Below are 25,957 nucleotides of genomic sequence, written 5' to 3' on the forward strand. Positions count from 1 at the left end.
ATGCGGCGGATCAGGCCGGCCGCAGCGCGCGGTGGCCGCGTGCGGCGATCTCCGGCACGCTGGCGGCCACCGCGGCGCAGTCTTCTTCGTCGCCGCCGAATCCTCCGCGCGCGCGGTAGTCCACCCCGTCGAGGATCGCCGCGATCTTGAAGTATGCGAAGGCGAGGTACCAGTCGAGGCCGTCCACGTCCGTCCCGGCGCACCGGGCGTACCGCTCGATCAGCTCCGCGTGGCCCGGCCAGCCGGCCGCGGTGCCGGGTCCCAGCGGCGCCGCCGGTTCCAGTCCCCGCAGCCCGTCCCAGTACACGCACAGCAGGCCCAGGTCGGCCAGCGGGTCGCCGAGCGTCGACATCTCCCAGTCGAGAACCGCCGCGATCCGCGTCGGCTGCGCCGGCATGAGCAGAACATTGTCCAGCCGGTAGTCGCCGTGCACGATGGACGTGCGCCGGGGCTCCGGCACGCTCTCGGCGAGACGGCGCGCGAGCGAGTCCAGATCCGGCAGCCGCCGGTCGCGCGAGGCCAGCGTCTGCCGGTGCCAGCGGGCGACCTGGCGGTTCAGATAGCCGGCGGGGCGGCCGAAATCGGCCAGGCCGACCGCTGCCGGGTCGATCCGGTGCAGCGCGGCCAGGGTGTCCGCGAGCGCCGCGGCGGTCGCCGGGGCGCCGGCGGCCAGTTGGGCGAGGTCCTGCGGGCTGCGGCAGATCCGGCCGTCCACCCAGTTCATCAGGAAGAACGGCGCGCCTATGACATCAGTGTCCTCACATAGCGCGACCGGCTCGGGCACCGGCACGTCCGTAGCGCTCAACGCGGCCAGCGCCCGGTATTCCCGGTGTACGTCGTGCGCGGTGGCCAGCACCCGGCCGAGCGGCGGGCGCCGCAGCACCAGCGGCGCCGCCCCTGCGTCCACGCGGTAGCTGAGATTCGACCGGCCGCCCGCCAGCGGCGTGATCCGCGGCTCGGTGAGGCCGAGCGCGGGCACTTCCCGGGCGGCCCACCGCGCCAGCGCGGCGGCGTCGAGCGTGGCCGTCTGCGCCGTGCGCGTCTGCGGCATCAGACCCCTCCCCCGGACAGGATCAGGCCGCCGTCCACGGCGAGGGTCTGTCCGGTGATCCAGGCGGCGTCACGGGAGGCGAAGAACGCGACCGCACCGGCGACATCCTGCGCGGTTCCGAGCCGGCCAAGCGCGTAGTGCGCGGCCAGCTCCTGCTCGCGGCCCTCGTAGAGTTGCGCGGCGAAGCGCGTGCGGACGACCGCGGGCGCGACCGCGTTCACCCGGATGTGCGGCCCGAGCTCGCGCGCCAGCTGCGCGGTGAGATGGATCAGCGCGGCCTTGCTCGCCCCGTAGACCCCGATGCCCTCGGCGGGGTGCAGCCCGGCGACGGCCGCGATGTTGACCACGCTGCCGCCGTGCTTGCCCAGCCACGCTTCGCGCGCCTGGCCGATCCAGCCGATCGCCGCGCCCACGTTGACCTCGAATATCTTCCGGACCGCGTCCGGCGACACGTCGAGTACGGGTCCGTATATCGGGTTGACCGCCGTGTTGTTGACCAGCAGATCGATCCGCCCGAAGTGGTCGAGCACGCGGGTGATCACCAGCGCGCGGTGGTCCGGGTCATCCGACCGCCCGGCCACGCCGATGGCCCGGGACGCCCCGCCGAGGCTCGCCGCGGCCTGCTCCAGCGGCTCCGGCCGGCGGGCCGTGATCGCCACACGGGCGCCCTCGAGCGCCAGCCGCCGGGCCACGGCCAGGCCGATGCCGCGGCTCGCCCCGGTGACCACCGCGACCTGCCCGGCGAACCGGCCCGGGCACGGCGCTGGCTGGTCAGCCCCGGCGTCCGGCTCCTCGTCCCCGCCGGTCGCGGCCGTCATGACGCGGCGGCCGCGGGCTCGTCGGAGGGGGCGGCCGCCAGTGGCGCCGCTTCCTCCCGGCCGACCGGCGAGCGCTGCCGGCCGACGGCCGCGACCAGCACCGTGGCGGCCGCGCACAGGGCGGCGAGCAGCCACAGCACGTCGTGCAGCGCTCCGGTGTAGGCGCTCTGCGCGGTCCGGGTGAAGACCTCGCGCACGTCCGCGGGAACCTGCGCGGCGGGCTGCCGGAGCTGCCCCTGGTTCAGCTTCGCGGCCAGCGCGGACGGGGAGTTCGCCCACGGCCCGCCGATCGCGCCCAGGCGTCCCTTCAGATGCGCGCCGGTGAAGCTGACCAGCAGCGAGCCGACCACGGCGATGGCGATCGACTCGCCGGACAGGCGCATCGTGTTGAACATCCCGGCCGCCATGCCGGCCCGCGAGGACTCGACGCTGGAAACCGCGGCGCCGTCCAGCACCCCGAAGGAGATCCCCACGCCGGTGCCGATCACCGCGAACGGGCCGAGCACCACCCAGTTGCCCACCGCGGGCGCGATCACGACGAGCCAACCGCAGCCGACCGCGGTGAGCAGCACCGAGAGCGTCACCATGTGCCGCATCGGCACCCACCGCAGCAGGTAACCGGTGATCACCGGGAAGAGCAGGGTCGGCACCGTGAGCATCAGCAGATCGACGCTCGCCCGGAAGGTCGACTCGTTGTTGACCGCGGTCAGGTAGCTGGGCAGGTAGACCAGCAGCGGGGTGAAGCCGAAGACGAGCGCGACCACGGCGACGCACAGCGAGACGAACCGCGCCTGCCGGAAGAGGCTCAGGTCGAACATCGGCCGCTGCTGCACCCGCTCCGCGACCACGAAGCCGGCCATCAGCCCGGCCGCGAGGACGTAGGCCAGGATGTTCAGCGGCGCGGCCCAGCCGCTCTGCGGGCCTTCGAGCAGCGCCCAGATGAGCGCGGCGAGGGAACCGGTGAAGGTGATCGTGCCGGCCCAGTCGACCCGGGTGGCGCCCGGGTCGCGCGACTCGGGCAGGACGAACGCCATCGCCGCGGCCAGGGCCGTGGCGATGGCGGGCAGGATGAAGATCGCCCGCCAGTTGAGCGAGGTCTGCAACGCCCCGGCCAGGAACGGCCCGAACGCCAGGCCGACGCCGATCGCGGTGCCGAAGATCCCGAACGCCCGGGCCCGGGCCGCGCCCTCGAAGAGGCTGGCGAGGATGGCGCTGCCGGCGGTCAGCGACACGGCCGCGCCCACGCCCGCCAGCGCCCTCGCGATGTCCAGGGTGAGGATCTCAGTGGACAGCGCGGAGGCCGCCGAGAAGATCGCGAACACCAGGTTGCCCAGCACGAACATCCGCCGTCGGCCGAACAGGTCCGCCAGCGCGCCCGACGCGAGCATCAGGCTGGCGAAGGTCAGATCGTAGCCGTTGACGATCCACTGGCCGGCCGCGAGGCTGTTGTGGAAATCGACCGCCACAGCAGGCATCGCCACCGAGGACCCGGTCAGCGAGATCGGTAGCATGGCGGACGCGATACAGACAGCGATCACGCCGAGCACAGCTTGCCGCTTGTGAAGGATTCTTTCGCTCATCGTCGTCCAGGCGTCCTCATGTGTAGCGAGGAGCGGCTGCCGCATGGCCGCGGCGGCCGTCCGGGGTCGGAATGGGTGTGGGCACTGCCATAACTCACCCTATGAGCACAGTGCGTCACTCGATGAGGACTTTTAGTACTCTCTTGATCGGATGTTCGGGACCGCGGGTACCGGGTGCCGGCCGGTCGCAGTGGTCATAATTGCTGCCGTCCCGCCGCGCCTGGGGTGCCGCGGAACCGATCGGCAGCCACCGATTCCGCCGCCACCGAGAGGAAATGCGCCGTGCGTGCCCTTGTCCCGACCGGTCCCGAGACGAAGACCGTCGAGTTCGGCGACGTGCCCGAGCCGGAGCCGAAGCCGCACGAGCTGGTCATCGCGGTCGAAGCGCTCTCGATCAACCGCGGCGAGACCTTCCTGCTGGCCGATCCCAATCCGGGCTGGCGGCCCGGCAAGGACATCGCGGGCACGGTCGTCGCGGCGGCGGGCGACGGCACCGGCCCGCGTCCGGGCACCCGGGTGGTCGGCCACCCGTGGTACTCGGGCTGGGCCGAGCTGGCCGCGGTCCCGGCCGAAAGCGTCGCGGTGCTGCCGGAGACGGTCGGCGCCGAGAGCGCCGCGGTGCTGCCGCTGGCCGGTATCACGGCCCTGCGGCTGCTGCGCCGCAGCGGCCTGGGCTACGGCGACAGGGCGCTGATCACCGGTGCCTCCGGCGGCGTCGGGCACTACTTCGTGGAACTGGCGGCCGCGGCCGGCGTGCGCGTCACCGCGGTCACCGCGACCGCCGAGCGCGGTTCGCGGCTGCTGGAGCTCGGCGCCGAAGCCGTGGTGCGGCAGGCCGGCGACGCGGCCGGGCAGTACGACGCCGTACTCGAGTCCGTGGGGGCCGAGGTCTTCCCGCAGGCGCTGGCCAAGCTGCGCGCCGGCGGCCTGCTGCTCCAGTTCGGGCAGGCCAGCCGGGTCGCCCCGGTGCTCGACTTCTTCTCCTTCTTCCGCGGACCGAAGCAGGCCCGGATCGAGCACTTCGACTACACCATCGGCGAGCGCACGTACGGAGCGGAGCTGGAGACCCTGGTCAGGCTGGTGGAGCAGGGCCGGCTGCATCCCGAGATCGGCTTCACGGGCGACTGGGGCCAGGCCCCCGACGCGATCGCCGCGCTGCGCGAGCGGGCCGTGCGCGGAAACATCGCGTTGACTGTGAAGTAGCGATCGTGCGCGACGGCCGCGCCGGAGGCGGATCGCGCGCCCCCGCGGGCCACCACGTCGCGTTGGTGCGGAACACTGGTGCGGTGGAACTGCGCCAGTTGCGGTACTTCGCCGTGGTAGCCGAGGACCTGCACTTCGGCCGCGCCGCCGAGCGGCTCATGATCGCGCAGTCCGCGGTGAGCCAGCAGATCCGCCGGCTGGAACGCGAGCTCGGCGTCGAGCTGTTCGACCGCTCCGCGCGACGGGTGCGGCTGACCGAGGCCGGCGCCGCGTTCCTGCCCGCCGCGCTCGAGGTGCTCGCGGCGCAGCAGCGGGCGCTCGCGGTGATCGCGGACGTGTCGGAGTCCAGTGCGCGGGAACTGCGCGTCGGCACCAGCACCGGGTTGGGCCGGCGGCTGCGCAGCGTGCTTGAGTCGATGCGGCGGGACTGGCCGGCGTGGTCCGTCGAACTGCACTCGGCGCCGCTGCACGAGCGGGTGCGCCGCGTCGCCGGCCGGGAGTGGGACGCGGCCTTCATCCGCGGCGCGATCGAGCTGCCGGAGGTGCTCGAGCGCGTCCCGATCTGGACGGACGAGCTGGTCGCCGCGGTTCCCGCGTGCCGCGTACCGGTCGAACGCAAGCAGATCGAGCTGCGAGAACTCGCCGGAATGCCGCTCTACCTGACGGAACGGCGCAACAACCCGCCGCTGGTCGACCTGGTGGTGGAGGCGTGCCGGGACGCGGGCTTCGCGCCGACGCCGGGCCCCACGACCGGCTCGCTGGAAGACATCATGGCGATGCTCGGCGCCGCGAACGCCGGGTGGACGGTGGTCTACGCGGCGCACGCTCGCCAGCTGAGGACCGAGGGCGTGGAGTTCGTCCGGGTGCGCGTCTCGGACGACGGGGCGCCGCTGAATCTCACCACCGCGCTCATCATGCGTGCCGATGCCCCGGCCCGCCGGCTTCGTCCGCTGCTGGACGCGTGCGCCGAGGCGGCGGGCACCGATCTCGATTCCTGATCGCTGCGATAGCGCATCGGGTCTGGTTCGGCGCGCTCCCGCCGGGTTGAGTGGATCACGACGGTCCCGCTCCGCGCGTCGCACCGCGGGGCGGGCCGTTCGCCGCATCGCACATACATAACAGGGAGCTGCTATGCCCATCGTGACCGTGCTGCAGGGACCGCGCGACACCGAGCTCAAGCGTGACCTGGTCGCACGCATCACCGACGCGTTCGTGGACGCGTACAAGATCCCGGCGGACTCCGTCCAGGTCTGGATCCAGGAGACGGCGCCGGAGAACTGGAGCGTCTCGGGCAAGCTGATCGCCGACGCCAAGTAGGCAGCCGGCCGGCGGCCATCGGACGCCGGCCGGCCGGTCGCCACCTTCGATCCGCCTCGTCCGGCTCGCGGCCGAGGCAGACATCCGCTCGATCCGCGAGCCCCTGCCGACCTCGCTTCGGCAGGGGCCTTGCGCATACAGGAACACGGTGCGCGCGGACCGGGGCACCACACCGGGCCGCTGACGACACGTCGCCTGGCAGCGCCGCCCGGCGCGCACCCTCGTCCGCGCGCACCCTAAAAACCTGGAAGGAAGGCGTATCAGGGTTCATAGTTTAGGACGTACGTCAGAAATCTGCGACGGAAGGGGCCCGCTCGTGGACACTCTCATCGAGCACAAGCCAACGCGGCAATTCATCCGAAAGGAAAGAGCGCGCCTCCCGGAGGCCCAGTGCACGGTGCTCCTCGTCGAACGCTTTCCGCTGATGCTGCGGGCGCTGCAGAGCGCGCTCGAATCGGTCGACGGGCTCACCGTGGTCGGCACCGCGGACAGCGCACCGAAGGCGATGGAACTGTACTATCGCCTCCGGCCCGGCCTGGTGATCACCGACTGGACACTGGACGAGCCGGGTGACGGGGGCAGGCTGAGCCGGAACCTGAAGAACCAGCCCGACCCGCCGCGGGTCCTGCTGTACTCCAGCAGCAACCAGCTCGACGTGCTCGCGGCATGCCTCAACGGCGCAGCGGACAGCTTCGTGTACCGCAAGGCGGACGCGAAGCAGCTTCTCGAGGCGATCACCGAGACCCGCCGCGGCGTGCCGACCTGGTATCTGGGCGGTCACGTCCGGGATCCGACCAGGCAGATCGTTCCCGGATCGGACGCCGGGGCGGTGGCCGGGCAGCTCACCGCGCGCGAATCACAGGTCCTGGAACTGCTGCTGCGCCGCTACTCCAACGCGGAGATCGCGGACGAGTTGTATCTGGCTCATCAGACGGTCAAGAACTACGTCAGCACGATCCTGCAGAAGCTGGATGTCTCCTCCCGCCGTGAGCTGCTTTCCTCGCGGCAGCGCTGACGAGCGCGAAGGCCATGGCCCGGCCGTGCGCTGCGCCTGACGCGCGAACGCCGGGTGCGCCGGATCTGTCGGTCTCGCTCATGCAAGGGCGCATGAGGGAGACAGATCCGCGGCGGCCGACCGAGCGACAAGCATTCCCGCTCGCCCTTCCGGAAGGCGGCCGCCATGTCCGAACTGTCACGCAGAACCTTCCCCGGCACAGTCACCGGCGCCGCAGTCACCGGCACCGCCCTGCCCGCTTCACCGGCGCACGCGTCGAGCGCACCGGAGGTGACACGGCGTCACGGGGACCTGCGCGACATCAAGCACGTGGTGGTCCTGACATCTGGAAGACATACCAGGGTTCTGACGACTATGGCGACAACGCCCTGCAGTACTGCGAGAAGTTCGCCCGGTACGACCCCGGCCAGGGCGGTACCGCCGCGCCCGGCGACCCGGCGAGCGCGGAGCCCGCGCCGTCAGGCGCGGCAGGCGTCGCGCACCTGTTGCCCGCCGTGCGTAACCCTCCTACGTTGGTGAAAGGAGGATGACGCATGCAGGTTGATGTGGTGGTCGAGATCCCGGCCGGCTCGCGCAACAAGTACGAGATGGATCACGCCCGCGGCCGCATCCGTCTCGACCGGATGCTGTTCACCTCCACCCGCTACCCGGCCGACTACGGCTACCTGGAGGGCACCCTGGCGCCCGACGGCGACCCGCTCGACGCGCTCGTGCTGACCGGGGAACCCTCCTTCCCCGGCGTGCTGATCTGCGCGCGGCCGATCGGCATGTTCCGGATGCGCGACGAACGCGGCCAGGACGACAAGGTTCTGTGCGTCCCGGCCGGCGACCCGCGCCAGGCGCGCCTGCGGGATGTCGAGGACCTGCCCGCCTTCGACCGGATGGAGATCCAGCACTTCTTCCAGGTCTACAAGGACCTGGAGCCCGGCAAGAGCGTCGAGACGGCGTGCTGGGCCGGCCGCGCCGCCGCCGAGGCCGAGATCGAATCCTGCCACCGCGCCGCGGCGCGCCGCTGACACGTACGCCGCCGACCCGGCGTCCCAGGCGCATCAGGAGCGTGCGACCACCGGCGAAGCGATCGATGTCCAGCGGGGCCGAGACGCCGGCCCGGAGCGTGTGCGCAGGCCGGCCGCGTGGAGATCGAGCTCTGATAAAGTTACCACATGTCTGAGTGCACTGGATCATCACCCATGGTTCCATCCGGTGATACCCACGGGAGCAGTGTCGGCCGATGACGGAGACCTCACCAACACGCAGCGGTCTTGACGCGCCCGCCGCCGCCTCCGCCGCCGCGTTGCTCGTGCTGGCGGTCACCTGCGGGGCGCAGTTCATGGTCGTCATCGACGACACCGTGGTCAACGTAGCGCTGCCTTCCATCCGCACCGACCTGGGCTTCGGCACCGCCGGGCTCGCCTGGGTGGTGGACGCCTACCTCCTGCTGTTCGGCGGCTTCCTGGTGCTCGGCGGCCGGTGCGCGGACGTCTTCGGCCGCCGCCGGGTCTTCCTGCTCGGCCTCGCGCTGTTCACCCTGGCGTCGCTGGCCTCGGGCCTGGCCCGCGACTCGGCCACGCTGGTGGTGGCGCGCGGCGTACAGGGCCTCGGCGCGGCGCTGCTCAGCCCGGCCGCGCTCAGCATCCTGGTGGCGTCCTTCAGCGATCAGCAGCAGCGGCGGCGCGCGCTGGGCGTCTGGGGCGGACTGCTGGGCATCTCGGGCACCAGCGGCGTGCTGCTCGGCGGCGTCATCACCGACACCATCGGCTGGCGCTGGGTGTTCTTCGTCAACGTGCCGGTGGGCGCGCTGCTGGGCGCGCTCGCCCTGACCAGGCTGCCCGCGATGCGCCGGCGCGACGGCGGCGGGGAGCCGCTGGACGGCCTGGGCGCCGGCCTGATCACCGCCGCCGTGCTGCTCCTGGTCTACTCCATCATCTCCACCGACCACCGCTCGTGGGGATCGCCGTGGACGATCGGCGGACTGGTCGGGGCGGCGGCGCTGCTCGCGCTGTTCGTGCTGCGTCAGCGCACCGCGCCGGCCCCGGTGATCCGGCTCGGAATGCTGGCCAAGCGAGAGGTCGGGCTCGCCGACGTCATCACCGTGCTGGCCGCTTCGTCGATGTTCGCGGTGTTCTTCTTCGTCACGCTGTACATGCAGACGGTCCATCGCTGGTCGCCGCTGCGCACGGGAGTGTCCTGGGCGCCGTTCGGTGTGACGCTGGCGGTGTTCACCGGCGCGTGCACCCGTCTGATGCCGATACTCGGCGCGCGCGTCCTGGTCACGCTCGGCCTGCTGTCCGCCTCGGGCGGCCAGCTGCTGCTGTTGCGCACCTCCGCCTCCGGGTCGTACGCCGGGCAGTTGCTGCCCGCGCTGCTGCTGTGCGCGGCCGGGTTCGGGCTGGCGATCCTGCCACTGCTCGCGGGCGCGGTCGGCGCGGTGGACGCGGCGGAGTCCGGGGCGGCCTCCGGTGTGATCTCCATGGCCCAGCAGGTCGGCGGCGCGATCGGGCTGGCGGTGCTGGCGACCGTGGCCAGCGACCGCCTCTCCCACCAGCTCGCGTCGGGGACCGATCCGCTCACCGCCGCGGTCGGCGCCTTCCACACGGCGTTCGGGGTCGCGGCCGCCCTCACCGCCTGCGACCGCTCGATCCGAGGCCGGGTCAGCTCAGCTGCGGCGGCGGGTCCTCGGAGCTCGCGCCGCGCAGCCGCCGCCTGCCTTCCCGCGCGAGAGCCAGGGAGAACGCCACGGACTGCCGGAACGTCCCGTGCGACTTCGGCGGGGAAGGCAGTTCGTGCGGGTCGCACACCACGTCCAGCAGCGTCGGCCCGCTGCGCTCAAGCGCGGAACGCAGCGCCGGTTCGAGCTCCTCGTAGCGCGTGATGCGCACGCCGTGCACGCCGCACGCGCGCGCATAAGCCGCCAGATCTCCGTTGACGAGCGCGGACCCGTACTCGGGCCAGCCCATGATCTCCTGTTCGTACTTGATCGCGCCGAGCTTGCCGTTGTTGAACACCACGATCGTGACCGGCAGTTCGGCAGGCGCGGCGGAGGCCAGTTCCGCCATGGTGATCGCGATGCCGCCGTCCCCGACCGCCGCGACGACCGGCCGGCCGTTCGTGCCGACGGCGCTGACGGCGAGAGCCGCCGGCATGGCGAACCCCATCGTGGCGAACGAACTGGTCCACACGAAGTTCTGGCGGCCGGTCAGGAACCGGTAGAGCCAGAGCGTCACCAGGCCCACATCGACGGTCACCACCGGCCGGCGGTCCATCTGGTCGCTGAGAACGCCGAGCGTGCGCGCGATCGCGGAGGGCGGGATCGGCCGCTGCCCGCGCGGCTGCTTCGGCGGCCGCTGCCGGAAGCGGGCGAACTCCTCGCGGCGCGCGGCACGGAACTTCTCGCGCGAGGCCCTGGCCTCAGCCTTCGAACCGTGCTCCGCGGCGCAGACGCCGGCCAGCAACAACTCGACGGTGTCGCGCACCGATCCGCACAGGCCGACATCCACGCCCGCGGACACGGCCACCGGATCGGTGTCCACCCGGATGATCTTGCAACCGGAGGGCAGGTCGAACGCCTGGCCGCGGTTGGAGACACCGAGAATCAGCAGGGTGTCACAGCCTTCGAGCGTGCGCAGCGCGGAGCGGTGACCGGATGAGCCGATCGCGCCGGCCATCGCCGGGTGGTCGTCGGGAACGAGCCCGCGCCCCGGCATCGTGGTCACGATCGGCGCGGCCAGCTTCTCGCACAGCTGTGAGATCTGCTCGGCCGCTCCCCCGGCACCCCGGCCGGCCAGGACCGCGCAGCGCCGCGCGGCCAGCAGGGCGCCGGCCGCCTGGGCGATCGACGCGGTACCGGGCACCAGCGCGGGAACCGCCGCGACCGCGGGCAGGACCGCCTCGGTGAGCGCGGGCGGTTCCACCGGCGTGCCGAGGTCCGCGGCGTCGACCTCCAAGTGCACCACCGTGCGCCGCTGCAGACACAGCGCGAGCGCGTCGCGGGCGGCGGCGAGCGACGCGGCGTTCGGCGTGACCCGGACGCTGACGGCAGCGGCTGCGGCCAGCAGCCGGCCGGAGTCGACCAGGCCGGCCTCCCGCTCGCCCCGGGCGACGGTGAGCACCGCCACGGGGGCGTGGTCGTAGGCCGCGTCGAACAGGCCGTTGAGCTGGAGCACCAGGTCGTGTCCGCTGGCGACGAGGCAGAGCGTGGGCGCGTTCGTCCACTTGGCGGTCGCGGAGGCCATCATCGCGGCCGATTCCGCGGTCATCGTCGTGGTCAGCACGCGCCGTTCGTGCGCGCTCCACCGCTCGGCGACCGGTTCGGTCAGCGCGTCGGCGGCGCGGAAGGCGCGGGTGACTCCGGCGGCCTCGATCAGCTCCACGAGACGGGCCGCGAACGAATCCGGGCGCGCATCGGCCTGCCGGGCCGACCCGTCGGCGCCGCGCGCGGTCACCGTCTCGCGCGACGGCGCACCGGCTTGCACGCACAGCACCCCGGCCGCGCCCGCGGTGATCGCCGCGATGTCCTCGGCCGCGCCGACGCGCCGCGCCGGAAGGTCGCAGGCCGCTGCGAAATCGGCGAAGTCGATCGAGGCGCCGTTGCCGCGCGCGGTGGCGCCCTCGACGCAGACCGCCGTGACAGGCAGGCGGTAGCGGCGGATGGTCAGCAGTTCCGCCATCGACTCGGCGAACCCGTCCGGTTCGGTCAAGGCGACGCTGGCGCGGCCCGGGCATGCGAACGCCGCGCCTATCGCGCCGGGCACCGCGTAGCCGCGCGCCGAGTAACCGAACGAGGAGGTGACCCGGCGCTCGCGCAGCGGCAGGTGGCGGAAGACCGCGTCGAGCAGCGCTCCGGGCTGGCAGGAGATGACGGCGTCGTGCGGGAGCGACGCGTCGAGCCGCTCCCAGAAAGCGCGCTGTGCGGGGTCCTCCGGCTCGACCAGGCTCTCCTGCGCGCGCCGCAGCAGCGGGTTCTGCGCGGCCGGCTCGGCGGTCTTGGCCAGCAGGTCCAGATACTCCAGCTCGTGGCCGAGCAGCCGCAGGGTGCCTGCGCACGGCGGCTCGGCGACGTCGAACCAGGGCCCGATCTGCACGGCGGGACGGCCGGCCATCAGGGTACGCATCGCTGCGGTGAGCGGACCGACCGCCACGACCACCGCGGTGCGCAGCAGGTCCCGCGCGGCCTCCCACAGCGGGCCGGTCACCCGGAAAGCCGGCTGTTCACCGGGTTCCCGCAGATGCCCCATGCCTTCCGGCAGTAGCAGGATCGGCGCGCCGAGCCGTGCGGCCAGCGCGTCGAAGGCCTCGGACAGCCCCGCGCCGCAGTCGCCGACCAGGATGACGGCGGGACCGGCGGAAAGCAGCGCGGCAGCCGGCCGCAGCAGCGATTTGTCCAGCACCGGTGTGGTCATCGCGGCGTGCGGGGTGAAGGCCGCGGGTTGGCCGCGCCGCGCTCGGGCGAGTACGTCGCCGGGCAGGTCGAGGTGCACCGGCCCGCGCCGGTGCAGGGCGCGGGCGTGCGCCGCGCCGATGATCGCGGCGGCGTCGGCGTCGAGGACGAGCCGGCTGCTGAGCGTGGCGTCGTCGAACAGCCGGCGCGAGTCGATCTCCTGGAACGCCTCCGTGCCCAGGGCCGGAACGTGGACCTGTCCCGCGGCGATCAGAAGCGGCGCGCGATCGGCGCGCGCATCGTAGGCGCCGGACAACAGATGCGTCGCTCCCGGTCCCGCGGTGCCCATGCACATGCCGATCCGACCGGTCAGCTTGGCGTACGCCGACGCGGCGAGCGAACCGGAGCCCTCGTGCCGCACGCCGATGAGCCGCAGATCCGCGCGCTTGCGCAGCGCGTCCACGATCGGGTTGATCGATTCCGCCGGCATGCCGAACACCGGGACGGGTTGCTGCGCGTCCGCCTCGGCGGCTTGAGCGTAGAGGTCGACGAGCAGGTCGCATACCCGCGCGGAGCCGCGCAGTTCGGCCCCGAGGCTCGCGTTGGCTTGCATCAGGATTCTCCTGATTCCGTGGAGTTGGCTGTCCGCGCCGCCGCCGAGCCGCCCTCGGGCGCCGGTCGTGGCCCGTTCGGAGACTCGAGCGGCTTGTAGGCGAGGTGGAGGGTGGCGATCCCGCCGGTCAGGCGGCGCCATTGGTACTGCTCGAAGCCTTGGCCGCGCAGCAGTCTCTCCACGGCCTCGCGCCCGCGGTAGTGGACGATCTCCTCGCGCAGGTGCCGGTAGCCTTCACCGCCGCGCAGCCGGCCGGCCAGTCGCAGCGCGCCCAGCGCGCCGAGGTAGACGGAGCGCAGTGGCTCGCGGTCGGGCATGGACAGTTCCAGCAGCACGAGCCGGCCGCCCGGCCGCAGCACGCGGCTCAGTTCCGCGGCGCAGGCGTGCCGGTCGGGCATGTCGTCGATCGCGAAGGAGATGGTGGCCGCGTCGACGCAGGCGTCCGCGAGGGGAAGGCGCATCGCGTCGCCGCGCGTCAGCGTTATCGCAAGCGATTGATCGCGTCGCACGCGCTGCCCCGCGACCTGGAGCATGGTGGCGTTCAAGTCGCAGCCGACGACGCGTGCGCCCTGCGGCAGGCGTTTGGCGATCTCGATGGCCAGCGCGCCGGTGCCGGTCGCCACGTCCAGCACCGTGCCGCCCGGCGGCACCTGGACCAGTCGCGCCGCGCTGCGGCGCCAGTAACGGTCCCTGCCGAGGCTCAGCAGCCGATTGAGCGCGTCGTAGCGCGGCGCGACCCGGTCGAAGAGGGTCTGCGGCGTGCGGGGGCGCGCGGCGGCGACGCCGGAGGCGCCCGGCTGCCCGGTCGCGGCGTCGGAGTCGCGGCGCGAGTCGATCATCAGCAGGTCGCTGGCGATCAGCACGAGGCCGCCGGCCGCGATGACGGCGACGCTGCGCCAGGTGGGCGCCTGCAGCAGCAGCACCGAGGCCACGAAGCCGCTGGAGACGACCATGTCGGTGCGCAGCACGGCGTTGGCCGCGCCGGCGTCCTGCGCGCGCACCAGGCGGGCGCATTGCACCAGCGCCACGGCGCACCACGGCAGGCACAGCAGCATCCGCGGCGGCGACCAGCCGCCGGCCACCAGCGCGACGACGGCGAGATAGGCGACCATGGTGGCGGCCGCGGCGAACCGCGCGGCGCTGAGCCGGGTGGGGAAGACGGTCGCCGAGGTGCGCAGCCCGGCGGCGCGGTCGCCCTCGTAGTCGGGGACGTTCTTGAACGTGCCCTTCGCGAGGAACCAGAGCGTCAGGTAGACCAGCATCGCCACGAACGCGTGGTCGCGGGTGAACGGCGGCATCGTGGTGTCGCTGAGCCAGCCCGATATGAACGGGAAGACCACCGCCTGCGCGAAGACGTACAGGCCGAGCACCGGCCGCGCCTTCATGCGCAGCGGCGGGAACGAGTACTGGTGCAGGCCGATCACCGCGAGCGCCATGTAGACGAAGAACGTCGTGCTGAATGCCAGCGAAGACAACAGCATGAAAGCGTTGACGCCTATCAGAACCAGGCGCATTCTCGGGGCACCGAGCTGTGCGTAGAGCCATACTCGGCCCGGCAGATTGCGGCAATCCTCCTCAAGGTCGGTATAGGTGTTGTGCAGGTTCGCGGAAAATCCGATGAGGAAGCCGAGCAGCGCGCCCAGGAGAAGTTTCGGAGAAAAACCGGCATCTGTGTAGGAATAGCCAAGAAAATACGCGATGAGTCCGGGCACGCAGGTTCGCGGCCGGCCCAGCATGATGATGATCCGCAATTGCCGGATCAGGCCGACCTCGGCCGAGGTCGGCACCCCGCGGCGCACCACGGTCGCCTGCTGGGTGCTGGTCATCGCGAGGAACTGCTCGAAGGTGAGCGTGTCGCCGTCGGCCATCGTCGAGGTCATCGGCGCCGCTCCAGCACGCCCATGGCCAGCGCGCGCAGCATCGCGCCGGCCGCCGTGTCCAGCTCGCCGGCGCAGGATTCCACCGCCTGGCAGGCACTCTGGGTGTGCCGCTCGGCGAGCTGGCCGGCCAGGGCGATACCGGCGCCGCCGCGCACCAGCTGCAGCGCGCCGTCCAGCTCCCTTTCGGTGGGCACCCGCCCGAGGTAGTCGACGAGGCTCGGCGTGTGCCGGATCGCGTGGATGACCGGCAGCGCGTAGACGCCCTGCGCGATGTCGTTGCCTGCGGGCTTTCCCAGCTGCTCGCTCGTGGCCGTCAGGTCGAGCACGTCGTCGACGATCTGGAAGGCCATGCCCAGGTGGTGCCCGAAGGACTCCAGCGCGTCGGCGGCCTGCCGGCTCAGTCCCGTCTCGATCGCGCCGAGCCGGCAGGAGGCCGCGATCAGGCGGGCGGTCTTGCCCGCGATCGAGGACAGATATGCCTGCTCGTCGCGGTCGATGCGGTACTGCGACGCGGTTTCCCGCGCCTGCCCGTCACAGAGCGTGCGCAGTGTCCCGGTCAGCAGCTTGGCCTGCTGCGTGCCCAGGTCCGCCGCCATGTCGAGGGATTCGCTGATCAGTACGTCGCCGACGAGGACGGCGGTCAGGTTGCCCCAGCTCTCGTTGACGCTGGGCACGCCGTGGCGCACGGCCGCCTCGTCCATCACGTCGTCGTGCACCAGGCTGCCCAGATGCAGCAGCTCCACGGCCGCGGCGGCCTTGATCACGCGCTCGCCGACCGGGCCGCCGCCGCTTCGGGCGTAGCCGCAGGCGAGCGTGAGCAGGGGACGCAGCCGTTTGCCCGGCACGGCGACCGCGCGCATCGCGTCGGCGAACATCGCCGACGCGCCGTCGAACGCCCCGCGCAGGGACTCCTCCACGCGGTCGAGATCGCGGCCGAGCGTCTCGGCGCCGACGAACCCCGCGACCACCTGGTGCGCGGAGGTCCAGTTCGGCTTCGGCGGCGGCGCGTACGGCGCCGCCGCGGCGGCCTCTAAAAGATCAATGGATATTTCGCCGCTGTCTGTCGACATGCGCAAATCTCCAGCCTCATCTAGAACCGGTGATGCGGTCAGGTGATGCGGTGACGTGCCCGCTCAGCCCCCGTTCGGCTGAATTTCGCGAAAGCCTAGCGATTCACGGCACTGAGTCGCAAGACCGTTGCGCGCACCGTCGACGTCTGATACCGTCGGCGGCGCTTCGGGGTTTTTTATGTGACGTGTCCGCGCAGCTGCGTATTTCTCACTTGTACGCTGTCTATGGCGTTTTTGTGCACGGCCCGGCGCGCCAGTCGGCGTTAGTTGAATTCATGGGGTTCGCTTTGCGGTCATCACCAGAACACGGCGAGTTCTCCGACCTTCCGATCGGGCGCGTCGGCGGACATCTGCTGCCGTTCCGCAAGGACCCGCTGGCCTTCCTCGACGCGGCCCGGGCGCACCGCGGCGCGGTGCCGCTGCGCCTGGGACCGCGCAAGGCGCTGCTGCTGACCGATCCGGACCTGGCCGCGCAGGCGCTGACCGCCGACTACGGACATTTCCACAAGGGGCAGGGCCTGCAGTCCGCGCGCCAACTCCTGGGCGACGGCCTGCTGCTGAGCGAGGACGACACGCACCGGCGCCAGCGCAAGCTCGTGCAACCCGCCTTCCAGCCCCGGCGCATCGAGCAGTACGGGCCGATCGTCACCGACTGCGCGCAGCGCCTCATGACGGACTGGAAACCCGGCGACCGGATCGATCTGAGCAAGTCGATGACGGCGCTCACGCTCGTCGTGGTCGCCAGATCGCTGTTCGCCTCCGTGATCGACGACCAGGTCGCGCAGCTGTCCGCGGCGATGGACGTGATGATGGCGAGCTTCAGCCGCCACCTCTCGCCGTTCGCCCCGCTGCTCTTCCGCCTGCCGCTGCCGGCCACCCGCCGCTACAACGCGGCGGCGCAGTCGCTCGACCGGGACATCAGGAACCTGATCGGCCGGCGCGCCGAGCACGGCTCGGCGGCGGGCGACCTGCTGGGCGACCTGATCGCGGCGCGCGACGGAGCGCGCGCGATGGGCCCGCAGCAGCTGCGCGACGAGGTGATGACCCTCCTGGTGGCCGGGCACGAGACCACCGCCAACGCGCTCGCCTGGACGCTGTACCTGATCGCCGGGCATCCGCACGTGGAGGAGCGTGTGGCGCAGGAGATCCGCTGCGTCGTGGGCGACGGCGTGCCGACCGTGCAGGACCTGGGCCGGATGCCGTACCTGCGTCAGGTCATCGAGGAGTCGCTGCGTTTGATCCCGCCGGTCTGGCTGGTCAGCCGCAGGAGCCTGCACGACCAGAGCTTCGGCGAGCATCCGGCGCCCCGTGACACGCTGGTGCTCGTCTCGCAGTACGTCATGCACCGCGACGAGCGCTGGTTTCCCGATCCGAACGCGTTCGACCCGGACCGTTGGGCGCCCTCCGCGCACGGCGAGCGGCCGCGCTTCGCGTACATCCCGTTCGGCGCGGGGCGCCGGGTGTGTGTCGGGGCGTCCTTCGCCAACATCGAGATGGGCCTGGTGCTGGCGAGTCTGCTGGCCCGCTGGAGCTTCCGCCTGCCGGCCGGGTTCACGCCGCAGATCCAGCCCCTGATCACGCTTAGGCCCGCGCACGGGATACCGGTCAGCATCGAGGCCCGCGTCTGATCGCGCACGGCGTGCCCGCACCGTCGACCCAGGAGGAATCTCATGCCGGCGTCCGCACAGGCGCGCTTCGCCCCGCCGTCCCACGACGCGCCGAACGCGGGGGCCGGCGAACCGATCGCCCTGGCGAGCAACGAGTCGCCGTTCGGACCGCTGCCGTCGGTCGCGCAGGCCATCGCCCGCGCCGCGACCCGGGTGAATCGGTACCCTGACATGGGTTCCGCCGAGTTGGCCGGCCGGCTGGCGCTGCGCTACGGCGTGGCCGCCGAGCAGATCGCGCTCGGCGCCGGCTCGGCGGCGCTGTGCCTGCAGCTGGTGCGGGCCGCCTGCCCGCGCGGGGACGGCGAGATCGCGTTCAGCTGGCGCTCCTTCGAGGCCTATCCGCTGTTCGCGGCCATCGCGGGAGCCGGGCAGCGGCGCGCGCCCCTGGGCGCGGACCACGCCCCGGATCTCGGCGCGCTGCTCGCCGCCCTCTCGCCGGCCACGCGCCTGGTGTTCGTGTGCACGCCGAACAACCCGACCGGCGTCGCCGTGCGGGCCGCGGACCTCGACGCGTTCGTCGAAGCGGTGCCGCCCGGTGTCCTGATCGTGCTGGACGAGGCGTACCGCGAATTCGTCGACGACGACACCGCCGCGGACGCAGTGGCGACGGCCAGGCGCTGGTGGAGCCGAGGCCGGGACAACGTCGCCGTGCTGCGCACGTTCTCCAAGGCGTACGGCCTGGCCGGGCTGCGCATCGGGTACCTGATCGCCCCGCCCGCGGTCGCCGACGCGGTTCGCCGCGGCGCCCCGCCGTACGACGTCAGCGCGCTCGCCCAGGCGGCCGCGCTGGCTTCGCTCGACGCGGACCGGGAGTTGGCCGAGCGTTGCGGGGTCATCACGCACGAGCGGCGGCGGGTTCGCGAGGCGCTGATCGAAGCGGGCTTCGACGTGCCGGCGAGCCAGGCCAACTTCCTCTGGCTGCCGCTGGCCGGGCGCGCCACCCGGTTCGCCGAGCACTGCCTGCGGCGCGGCGTGCTGGTCAAAGCCTTCGCCGAGGACGACGGCGTGCGCGTGACGATGGGATCGGCCCGGGAGAACGACGCCTTCCTCGCGGCCGCCGCCGACTTCCCGCGCGGTTGAGCCCGCACGCGCGTGAGCCGGTTTCCCCTCTTCCCATCCACGGCGCGAGCGGCACCGCGGCCGCGGCCGCAGCCCCGGCATGTTCAATGAAGGCTGCATCGAAGGCTGCGAAGCCGGGGCGAAGGGCCGCGGCGGGAAGGTCAGCTCGCCCGCGGCGCGCGAGCGGACGCGGCGAAGTGCCGCCCCAGCATCGCGTTGACCTGCGCGGCGTGGTCCGCCAGGAAGAAGTGGCCGCCGCGGTAGATCTGAAGTTCGAACGCCCCGGTGGTGTGCCGGCGCCAGGCGTCGGCCTCGGCGATGGTGGTCTTGGGGTCGCCGTCGCCGGTCAGAGCGGTGATCGGGGCGGCCACCGTGACGCCGGGCGGGCACCGGTAGTTCTCGGCCGCGGCGTAGTCGGCGCGCAGGGCCGGAATGGCCGCGCGCATCATCTCCTCGTCCTGCAGCACGAGCGCGGCGGTGCCGTCGAGACTGCGCAGTTCGGCGAGGATGCCCGCGTCGTCGCGGCGGTGGACGCACTCCTCGCGGTGAGCCGAGGGCGCGCGGCGGCCGGAGACGAACAGGTGGTCCGGGATCCGGCCGGCGGCCTGGCGGCGGCGGGCCACCTCGAACGCCAGCAGGGCGCCCATGCTGTGGCCGAACAGGGTCAGCGGCAACTCGGGCTGGCGATCCAGCACCTCATGGACACGGTCGGCCAGCTGCTGCATGTCGCTGATCGCGGGTTCGCCGCGACGGTCCTGGCGGCCCGGGTACTGCACGGCGACGACGTCCACCGACGGGTCCAGCGCCATGGCCACCGGGCGGAAGTACGCGGCCGAACCACCCGCGTAGGGCAGACACACCAGCCGCGCGGCCGGGTCCCGGGCGGGGCGGTAGCGCCGGCACCACGGATCGTCGGAGGAAGACTGCGACACAACGCTCCCCGTAGTCGCGAAAGCCGCGACGGATGTCAATGTTCTGTGCCACCGGGGGTGGCGCCACGATGCTATCCGCGCCCGGCGAGGCCGCTCAACTGTCGGAAATCCGCAGTTGAACACCCCCGGAACGGACCTGTGGGCTGTTTGCGGACACTCCGGGAGCCCGCGGCGGCGCGCCCGCGCACCCGGGGCGGCGTTGTTCGCACCGCGGCGGATAGGAGATGCTTTCACGGTCAGCCGGTCCGATCCGAGAGGCAAAGGCGCGTCGCCATGGAAACCGACCTGCCCTTCATCGACGAGCACCAGGTGGTCGTCGCGGCGCCCGCGGCGGTGGTGTGGCAGTCGTTGACCGCCCGGATCATCAAGACCCGGCTCGGGGTCAGCGAGGCGTTCGCGCGGGCGGTCGCCGCGCGGCCGAGCGAGGCGACCGGCACGCTGCTGGACGAGGGCTCGACCATGCCCGGTTTCGCGGTCGCCGAGTGCGTGCCCGGCGACCATCTCACTTTGGTCGGCAGCCACCGCTTCTCCCGGTATGTGCTGCGGTTCGGCCTCACCGAGCAGCCGGGCGGCACGGTGCTGTCCGCGCGCTCGAACGCCGAGTTCCCCGGGCTGCCCGGCCGGGCCTACCGGCAGTTCGTCATCGGGTCCGGCGGTCACCGGGTCCTGGTCGGCCGACTGCTGCGCTCGGTCGCCCGCTCGGCCGAGCGCCGCGCGGCCGGCTGAACGGTCCCGATCAGCCGACGGCGTGCCGCTCGGCGGCGGCCGTCGGGCGGCCGACACCGGCCTCGGCCTCGGGCTCGAGCGGCGTGCGCCCCGCGGTGATCAGCAACAGGGTCAGCCCGCCGGCCAGCCCGCAGGCGGTCATGAACAGAAACGTCCGATGGAACGCGGCCACGTCCGGGTGCACGGCCAGCACGGCGGCGACGGCGGCCACGCCCAGGGCCAGCCCGACCTGCCGGCACATCGAGACCATCGCGGTGCCTGTGGCGAATCGCTCGGGCGGCAGCGGCAGCGTGGCGGCGCCGGAAAGGCTCGGCAGCGCCAGGCCGGAACCGATGCCGGCGATGATCCCGGCCGGCAGGAACGTGCCGAGATAGTCGGGGTGCGCGCCCGGCGCGGTGGCCCACAGCACGCCGCCGGCGGCGAACAGCACGCTGCCGGCGAAGCCGACCGGCCGCGCGCCGTACTTGGCGGCCAGTATTCCGCCGGGCACGGCGAAGAAGGCCGCCGCGATCGGGCCCGCGGAGATCTCCAGTCCCGCGCGCAGCACCGAGTGTCCCCATATCTGGGTGAGGAACAGCGTCGAGGCCAGGATCATCGCGCCGAACCCGGCGAAGAAGAACGCCGTGGCGAGGTCGGCCAGTGCCACGGTGCGCACCCGGAAGACGGCCGGTTCGATCACCGGGGCCGGGTGCCGGAAGGCGCGCCGCGCGCTGAAGACGATGCCCAGACCGCCCAGCGCGAACAGGCCGAGCACCCGGGGGCTGTGCCAGCCCCAGCTTTGGCCCTGCACGATCGCGGCGACCACCGCGCCCACCGTCGCGGCGAGCACCAGCGCGCCGAGCGGGTCGGATCCCGAGGCGTGCTCCTCGCGGACCTCGCGCAGCGTGCGGATCCCGATCAGCACGGTCAGCGCGCCGATGGGCAGGTTGACGATGAACACCCACCGCCAGTCGATCTGCACCAGCAGGCCGCCGATCGGCGGTCCGAGCGCCGCGGCGGCGCCGCCCATCGCCGACCACAGCCCGATCGCGGCGCCGCGCTTGTTCGGCGGGAACAGCGGCAGAAGCAGGCCGAGCGAACTGGGCAGCATCAGCGCGCCGCCCACGGCCTGCAAGACGCGCGCGGCGACCAGCAGTCCGAGCGAGTCGGCGGCCGCGCACGCCGCCGACGCCACGGTGAACAGCGCCAGTCCGATCAGGTAGGCGCGCTTGCGCCCGGACCGGTCCGCCCAGCGGCCGGCCGGCATCAGCAGCGCGGCGAACGTGATCGCGTAGGCCGACAGCACCCAGGACAGGCCGCTCAGCGTCGCGGACCGGAACGTGCGGCCCAGGTCGGGAAACGCGATGTTGACGATGAAAAGGTCCAGCGACGAGACGAACACGCCGATCAGGACCACGGCGATGGACAGGCCGCGGCGCGGCGCGGGCGGGGGCGCGGCGGCGGTCCGCGCGCCGGTCTGTGCGGTGGCGTCGGGGTTGCTCACGAGCACCTCTCGGTCCGGTTCGCTGGGCCGTTTTCCGGCAGTGTAGCGTTAGAAGTAAGTAGTAACTACTATGAGGCGGCCATGGAGAACGAACGTTCCACCGCGGCGCGACGACGGGCCCAGGCGGTCGCGTCGGCGATGCGGGTGTTCGCCGACCAGGGGCTGACCACGTCCGCCGTCCAGCAGATCGCCGACGAGATCGGCGTGTCCCAGCCGTACGTGTTCCGGCTGTTCGGCAGCAAGCAGGCGCTGTTCCTGGCCTGCCTCGACGAACTGGTCGAGCGGGTGTGCGTGGTCTTCCGCGCCGCGGCCGCGGCGTCACCGGCCGACCCGCTCCTCGCCATGGGCGAGGGTTTCCGCGATCTGGTTTCCGACGGTGTGGTCAGCGGCCTGTGGTTGCAGGCGTGCGCCGCGGCGCGGCGGGACGAGGTGGTGGCGCGCCGCTGCCGCTCGGCGCTGGCCGAGGTGTTGGCGCAGGCCGACACGCTGACCCGGGCCGGGTCCGGCGAACTGGCCGGTTTCCTGGCCGACGGCTCGCTGGTGATGCTGTTGCAGGCGCTGGGCATGGACCTGAGCGGCGGAACCAGGGCCGCCGTCGATTCGCTGCGGATGGAAAGGACGAGCGCGTGAATCCGTTGCTGCTGCCCGTGATCGCCGCGCAGGGGATCTGGGTGCGTCGCCGCACCGAGGTGCTCCCGCACGCGGCCGGGCCGACCACCGGGACCGTCGGCGACCAGCGCGACGGCCGGCCGCTGCGGATCGCCGTGCTCGGCGAGTCGACGGCCGCGGGCTGCGGCGTGGACACCCACGACGAGGGTTTCACGGGCAGTTTGGCCCGCGAGCTGTCCGAGCGCTCCGGCCGGCCGGTCGCCTGGGAGGTGGTCGGGCAGTACGGCGCGACCGGCCGCCGCGTCCGCCACCGGCTGCTTCCCCGGCTCGGCGGGGACTTCGACCTGGCGGTGCTGTTGGCCGGCGCGAACGACGTGCTGGCGCGCCGTGCGCCGCGGGAGTGGCGCGAGGATCTGTGCGCGATCGTCGACGACCTTGCGGTCCGCTGCGGGCAGGTCGTCGTGGTCGGTCTGCCGCCGTTCGCCGTCTTCCCGTCGCTGCCCGGCACGCTGCGCGCCTACCTGGCCGCGCGCGCCGCGGTTTTGGACGGTGTGTCGCGGCAGGTGTGCGCGCAGCGGCCGCGGGCCACGTTCCTGACCTCCACCGACGCGATGGCCGTCGCGGCCGACTTCTTCGCCCGCGACGGCTTCCACCCCTCGGCCTACGGTTATCAGCGCTGGGCGCAGATGGTCGCCGACGGCCTGCCGGCGTAACGCGGCCCTTCACGCGCGCCGGGGGGCCGGCCCGGCGGACCGGTCCCCCCGTGACGGCGAGCGTCAGACCATTGCGGTATCGCGCACGCGGTCGCGCAGTTCGATGCGCGCGAAGTCGGCCGGCACGTTGACCACGATCCGGCTGCGGGCCCGCACCGGCGCCTGGTCGGCCACGATCAGGTCGCACTGGGTGACGATCTCGCGGATCATCGCCTTCATCTCCAGCAGCGCGATCTTGTCGCCGAGGCAGCGGATGCGGCCGCCGCCGAACGGGATCCAGGTGTACATGCCCGGCTTGGTGTTCAGGAAGCGCTCCGGCCGGAACACGTCGGGATCGTCGTAGAGCTGCGGGTCGCGGTTCATCAGGAACGCGCTGATCCACAGGTGCTGGCCGGGCTCGTACTGCACGCCGCCGATCACGATCGGCTTCTTGACCTCGCGCACGATGATGTTCGGGATGGACGGGCGCACCCGCAGCACCTCGTTGACCACCGCGGTGAGGTAGGTGTCGTTCTCGCCCTCGGCGATCTCGGCGCGCACCTTCTCCAGGACCTGCCTGTGGCGGCTGAGGTAGACGAACGCCCACGCGATCGCCGCCGCCGTCGTCTCGGTGCCGGCCAGGAAGATCGTCGTCATCTCGTCGCGGACCTCTGCGTTGGTCAGCGGCGAGCCGTCCTCGTGGGTGATGCCCAGCAGCACCGACAGCAGGTCGTCGCCGCGGAAGTTCGAGGCGCGGTGGTCCTCGATGCTCTCCAGGATCAGCGCGTCGGCCTTCTCGCGCAGCTTGAGGAAGCGGTCGACGCCGGTCGGCTTGATCGCGCGAAGGATCTTGACCCCGCGCGGCGACATCTTATGCAGCAGCATGGGCGAGGCCATGCTGTTGTTGAACCGCATCATCTCCTGGAGCAGGTCCAGCAGTTGCTCCCACTTGGCGGGCGGCCGGCCGCCGTAGATCACCTCGCGGATCACGTGCAGCGTGAACCGGTGGATGCGCGGGTGCAGCGGTTCCGCCTGGCCGCGTGGCCAGGTCGCCACGTCCTGCGTGGCCATCTCGCAGATCGCGTTGGCGATGCGGTCCAGCGCGGGGCCGTGGTAGCTGGGCATCAGCAGCTTGCGGCGGATCCGGTGCGCGTCCTCGTCGAGCCAGGCGAGGCCGGACTGGCCGGTGTACTTCTCGATGGTGGCCGAGCCGTTGCCGGTGTGCAGGACGTCCGCGGGCGCGGTGAACGCCGCCTTGATGTCCTCCGAGTCGGTCAGCACGTAAACCGCGCGCGGTGGCAGCCGGATGCTGACCTGGAACCTGGGGCCGTACTGGCTGCGGGCCTTCTCGATGAACGACTGCGGGCGGGTCCAGTAGTTCAGCAGCTGGAACACCGCGTGGCTCTTGGAGCCCGGCAGTTCGGTGGCGGGGATGGTGGCCTGCGGCGCGGGCGCGCCGTGGTCGACCGGGCACTGGCCGGCCGCGCCGGCCGCGCCGTGCCCGGCGGCGCCTCCGCCGGGACTTGTGGTGGGCAGATCCATTTCCGTCACCTTTCTCGACCTTCTGTGGTCATCTCGCGGCGCCGTGCGGCGCCGCATCTCTTGCTGTGTTCGCCGTGACGCGTCACAGGTTCAGCCACCGCTGGACCGCCTGGGCGGTCGTCGCTGCGGCGGACTCGATCAGGGCGAAGTGATCGGCGGCGATCTCGGCCTGGTCCTCGGCGAGGTCCCAGGCGGGCCAGGCGGCCGGATCGCTGTCGCCGAGCGGTTCGCCCGCCCGGATCAGCAGGCTGCGCGTGCTGATCGTGGGCGGCTTGTGTTCGGCGAGCAGGCGCATGTAGGTGCCCATGATCAGCCAGCCCGCGTCGTCGATGGCGGCCGTGTCCTGCTCGCGGCCGAGGATCTCGGACATCACCGCGGCGAAGACGTCGTCGGCCTGCGCCTGGCTGGCCGGCAGCGGTGTGTCGATCAGCACCAGGCCGGTCGGCGCGCCGCCGAGTGCTTCGAGCCGGGCCGCGATCGAATGCGCGATCACGCCGCCGGTGGAGTAGCCGACCAGCAGGAACGGCGCGTCGCCGACCGCCCGGCGGATCGAGTCGGCCAGCACCTCGACGGCCGCGTCCCAGGTCTGCGGTGCCGGTTCGCCGTCCCGGAAGCCGGGCAGCGTGCACGCGAACACCTCGCGCGAGCCGTCGAACCGGTCCGCGAACCGCATGAACTGGTGCGGGCTGGAGCCGACCACGAAGGACGGCACGCACACGACCTTGGTGGCGCCGTCGCCGGAGGCCAGCCGGGCGATGTGCCCGCCGCCTGGCAGGTCGTGCGCCGAGCTGAACGTGGGGCGGAAGCGCGAGGCTCCGGTCAGCAGCGCCGCCGCATCGGTGATCTTCCCTGTGGCGTGCGCGTTGCGCAGCAGCATGCCCAGCGTGCCCGCGCCTGTGGTCGGCGGCGATGCGGCGACCGGGCCGGCGCTCGATGCTGCGCTCTGTTCGACGGCGCCGACCTCGGTCAGCAGCAGTTGCGCGATCGCGGCCGGGCTGGGGTGGTCGAACACCAGCGTCGAGGGCAGCCGCACGCCGCTGGACTGGGTGAGCCGGTTGCGCAGTTCGACCGCGCCGAGCGAGTCGATGCCCAGGTCCTTGAACGGCCGTTGCGGTTCTACCGCCGATGCCGACGCGTAGCCGAGTACGGCGGCCACCTGCGCCAGCACCAGGTCCGTGACCACCTGCTCGCGGTCGGCCTCGGCGACGCCCGCCAGTCGCTGGGCCAGTGACCCGCCGCCTGCGGCCGCGCCCTTGGCGGGCGATTTGACCAGGCCGCGCAGCAGCGGGGGCAGCATGCCCGACCGGGCTTGCGAGCGCAGTG

20 protein-coding genes and 1 pseudogene are annotated in these 25,957 nt (G+C 72.4%); 11 read left to right on the forward strand and 10 right to left on the reverse strand.

The window, feature by feature from the left end; genetic code table 11:
• Positions 1 to 10 precede the first annotated feature (10 nt).
• Genes KGA66_RS15120 through KGA66_RS15130 form a run of 3 tightly spaced genes read right to left on the reverse strand, consistent with a single transcriptional unit; the run spans position 11 to position 3,449 of the window.
• Positions 11 to 1,051 carry a phosphotransferase family protein gene (locus tag KGA66_RS15120; RefSeq protein WP_211468752.1) on the reverse strand — a complete coding sequence of 347 codons (1,041 nt, stop codon included), beginning with the start codon at positions 1,049 to 1,051 and terminating at the stop codon, positions 11 to 13.
• Positions 1,051 to 1,869, reverse strand: coding sequence for an SDR family oxidoreductase (locus KGA66_RS15125; protein WP_211468753.1), 819 nt, complete (start codon positions 1,867 to 1,869; stop codon positions 1,051 to 1,053). Before KGA66_RS15125 ends, KGA66_RS15120 begins: the two co-directional genes overlap by 1 nt.
• Positions 1,866 to 3,449 (reverse strand): MFS transporter, encoded by a 1,584-nt coding sequence (locus tag KGA66_RS15130; RefSeq protein WP_211468754.1) that lies wholly within the window; start codon positions 3,447 to 3,449, stop codon positions 1,866 to 1,868. Before KGA66_RS15130 ends, KGA66_RS15125 begins: the two co-directional genes overlap by 4 nt.
• Before the next feature lie 282 nt (positions 3,450 to 3,731).
• Between KGA66_RS15130 and KGA66_RS31630 the strand changes: the two genes are divergently transcribed.
• From KGA66_RS31630 to KGA66_RS30160, 6 genes and pseudogenes are all read left to right on the forward strand, one after another.
• Positions 3,732 to 4,652: a zinc-binding dehydrogenase gene (locus tag KGA66_RS31630; protein WP_211468755.1), complete on the forward strand. Its 921-nt coding sequence runs from the start codon at positions 3,732 to 3,734 to the stop codon at positions 4,650 to 4,652.
• Positions 4,653 to 4,735: 83 nt separating this feature from the next.
• Positions 4,736 to 5,650, forward strand: coding sequence for a LysR family transcriptional regulator (locus tag KGA66_RS15140; RefSeq protein ID WP_211468756.1), 915 nt, complete (start codon positions 4,736 to 4,738; stop codon positions 5,648 to 5,650).
• 133 nt (positions 5,651 to 5,783) lie between these two features.
• Positions 5,784 to 5,969, forward strand: coding sequence for a 4-oxalocrotonate tautomerase DmpI (gene dmpI / locus KGA66_RS15145; protein WP_211468757.1), 186 nt, complete (start codon positions 5,784 to 5,786; stop codon positions 5,967 to 5,969).
• A 397-nt stretch (positions 5,970 to 6,366) separates the two neighbouring features.
• Positions 6,367 to 6,984 carry a LuxR C-terminal-related transcriptional regulator gene (locus KGA66_RS15150; RefSeq protein ID WP_211468758.1) on the forward strand — a complete coding sequence of 206 codons (618 nt, stop codon included), beginning with the start codon at positions 6,367 to 6,369 and terminating at the stop codon, positions 6,982 to 6,984.
• A 533-nt stretch (positions 6,985 to 7,517) separates the two neighbouring features.
• Complete coding sequence (locus KGA66_RS15155) at positions 7,518 to 8,000, forward strand: inorganic diphosphatase (protein ID WP_211468759.1); 483 nt, start codon at positions 7,518 to 7,520, stop codon at positions 7,998 to 8,000.
• Between the two features lie 215 nt (positions 8,001 to 8,215).
• Positions 8,216 to 9,472: pseudogene (locus KGA66_RS30160) on the forward strand (MFS transporter); the annotation flags it as partial.
• Positions 9,473 to 9,635: 163 nt separating this feature from the next.
• On the opposite strand, the gene KGA66_RS15160 reads toward KGA66_RS30160, so the two are convergent.
• The 3 genes from KGA66_RS15160 to KGA66_RS15170 are packed head-to-tail and all read right to left on the reverse strand — an operon-like array spanning position 9,636 to position 15,924.
• Complete coding sequence (locus KGA66_RS15160) at positions 9,636 to 12,974, reverse strand: thiamine pyrophosphate-binding protein (protein WP_211468760.1); 3,339 nt, start codon at positions 12,972 to 12,974, stop codon at positions 9,636 to 9,638.
• Positions 12,974 to 14,854 carry a ubiquinone/menaquinone biosynthesis methyltransferase gene (locus KGA66_RS15165; RefSeq protein ID WP_211468761.1) on the reverse strand — a complete coding sequence of 627 codons (1,881 nt, stop codon included), beginning with the start codon at positions 14,852 to 14,854 and terminating at the stop codon, positions 12,974 to 12,976. Before KGA66_RS15165 ends, KGA66_RS15160 begins: the two co-directional genes overlap by 1 nt.
• The gene (locus KGA66_RS15170) at positions 14,851 to 15,924 is read right to left on the reverse strand and encodes a polyprenyl synthetase family protein (RefSeq protein ID WP_211468762.1); all 1,074 of its coding nucleotides are present in this window, start codon (positions 15,922 to 15,924) and stop codon (positions 14,851 to 14,853) included. Before KGA66_RS15170 ends, KGA66_RS15165 begins: the two co-directional genes overlap by 4 nt.
• Before the next feature lie 287 nt (positions 15,925 to 16,211).
• On the opposite strand from KGA66_RS15170, the gene KGA66_RS15175 reads away from it, so the two are divergent.
• Together KGA66_RS15175 and KGA66_RS15180 are read left to right on the forward strand one after the other, a co-directional pair.
• The gene (locus tag KGA66_RS15175) at positions 16,212 to 17,552 is read left to right on the forward strand and encodes a cytochrome P450 (RefSeq protein WP_211468763.1); all 1,341 of its coding nucleotides are present in this window, start codon (positions 16,212 to 16,214) and stop codon (positions 17,550 to 17,552) included.
• Positions 17,553 to 17,594: 42 nt separating this feature from the next.
• Positions 17,595 to 18,671: a histidinol-phosphate transaminase gene (locus KGA66_RS15180; protein ID WP_211468764.1), complete on the forward strand. Its 1,077-nt coding sequence runs from the start codon at positions 17,595 to 17,597 to the stop codon at positions 18,669 to 18,671.
• Positions 18,672 to 18,811: 140 nt separating this feature from the next.
• On the opposite strand, the gene KGA66_RS31050 is transcribed toward KGA66_RS15180, so the two are convergent.
• Positions 18,812 to 19,582 carry a thioesterase II family protein gene (locus KGA66_RS31050; protein ID WP_211468765.1) on the reverse strand — a complete coding sequence of 257 codons (771 nt, stop codon included), beginning with the start codon at positions 19,580 to 19,582 and terminating at the stop codon, positions 18,812 to 18,814.
• A gap of 273 nt (positions 19,583 to 19,855) precedes the next feature.
• Between KGA66_RS31050 and KGA66_RS15190 the strand changes: the two genes are divergently transcribed.
• The gene (locus KGA66_RS15190) at positions 19,856 to 20,308 is read left to right on the forward strand and encodes a hypothetical protein (RefSeq protein ID WP_211468766.1); all 453 of its coding nucleotides are present in this window, start codon (positions 19,856 to 19,858) and stop codon (positions 20,306 to 20,308) included.
• A gap of 10 nt (positions 20,309 to 20,318) precedes the next feature.
• Here KGA66_RS15190 and KGA66_RS15195 read toward each other — a convergent pair whose 3' ends face one another.
• Positions 20,319 to 21,791, reverse strand: a complete 1,473-nt coding sequence (locus tag KGA66_RS15195; protein WP_211468767.1) for an MFS transporter — start codon at positions 21,789 to 21,791, stop codon at positions 20,319 to 20,321.
• 81 nt (positions 21,792 to 21,872) lie between these two features.
• On the opposite strand from KGA66_RS15195, the gene KGA66_RS15200 reads away from it, so the two are divergent.
• Together KGA66_RS15200 and KGA66_RS15205 are read left to right on the forward strand one after the other, a co-directional pair.
• Positions 21,873 to 22,421, forward strand: a complete 549-nt coding sequence (locus KGA66_RS15200; protein WP_211468768.1) for a TetR/AcrR family transcriptional regulator — start codon at positions 21,873 to 21,875, stop codon at positions 22,419 to 22,421.
• Entirely contained in the window at positions 22,418 to 23,113 is a 696-nt protein-coding gene (locus tag KGA66_RS15205; protein WP_211468769.1) for an SGNH/GDSL hydrolase family protein, read from the forward strand. The genes KGA66_RS15200 and KGA66_RS15205 overlap by 4 nt, the downstream gene beginning before the upstream one ends.
• 63 nt (positions 23,114 to 23,176) lie before the next feature.
• Here KGA66_RS15205 and KGA66_RS15210 read toward each other — a convergent pair whose 3' ends face one another.
• A complete protein-coding gene (locus tag KGA66_RS15210; RefSeq protein ID WP_211468770.1) occupies positions 23,177 to 24,634 on the reverse strand; it encodes a cytochrome P450 in 1,458 nt (485 codons plus the stop codon).
• An 82-nt stretch (positions 24,635 to 24,716) separates the two neighbouring features.
• Positions 24,717 to 25,957 (reverse strand): alpha/beta fold hydrolase (locus KGA66_RS15215; protein ID WP_211468771.1); only part of this gene is annotated, 1,241 nt, incomplete at its 5' end.

Source organism: Actinocrinis puniceicyclus (genome assembly GCF_018283645.1).
GTDB lineage: Bacteria > Actinomycetota > Actinomycetes > Streptomycetales > Catenulisporaceae > Actinocrinis > Actinocrinis puniceicyclus.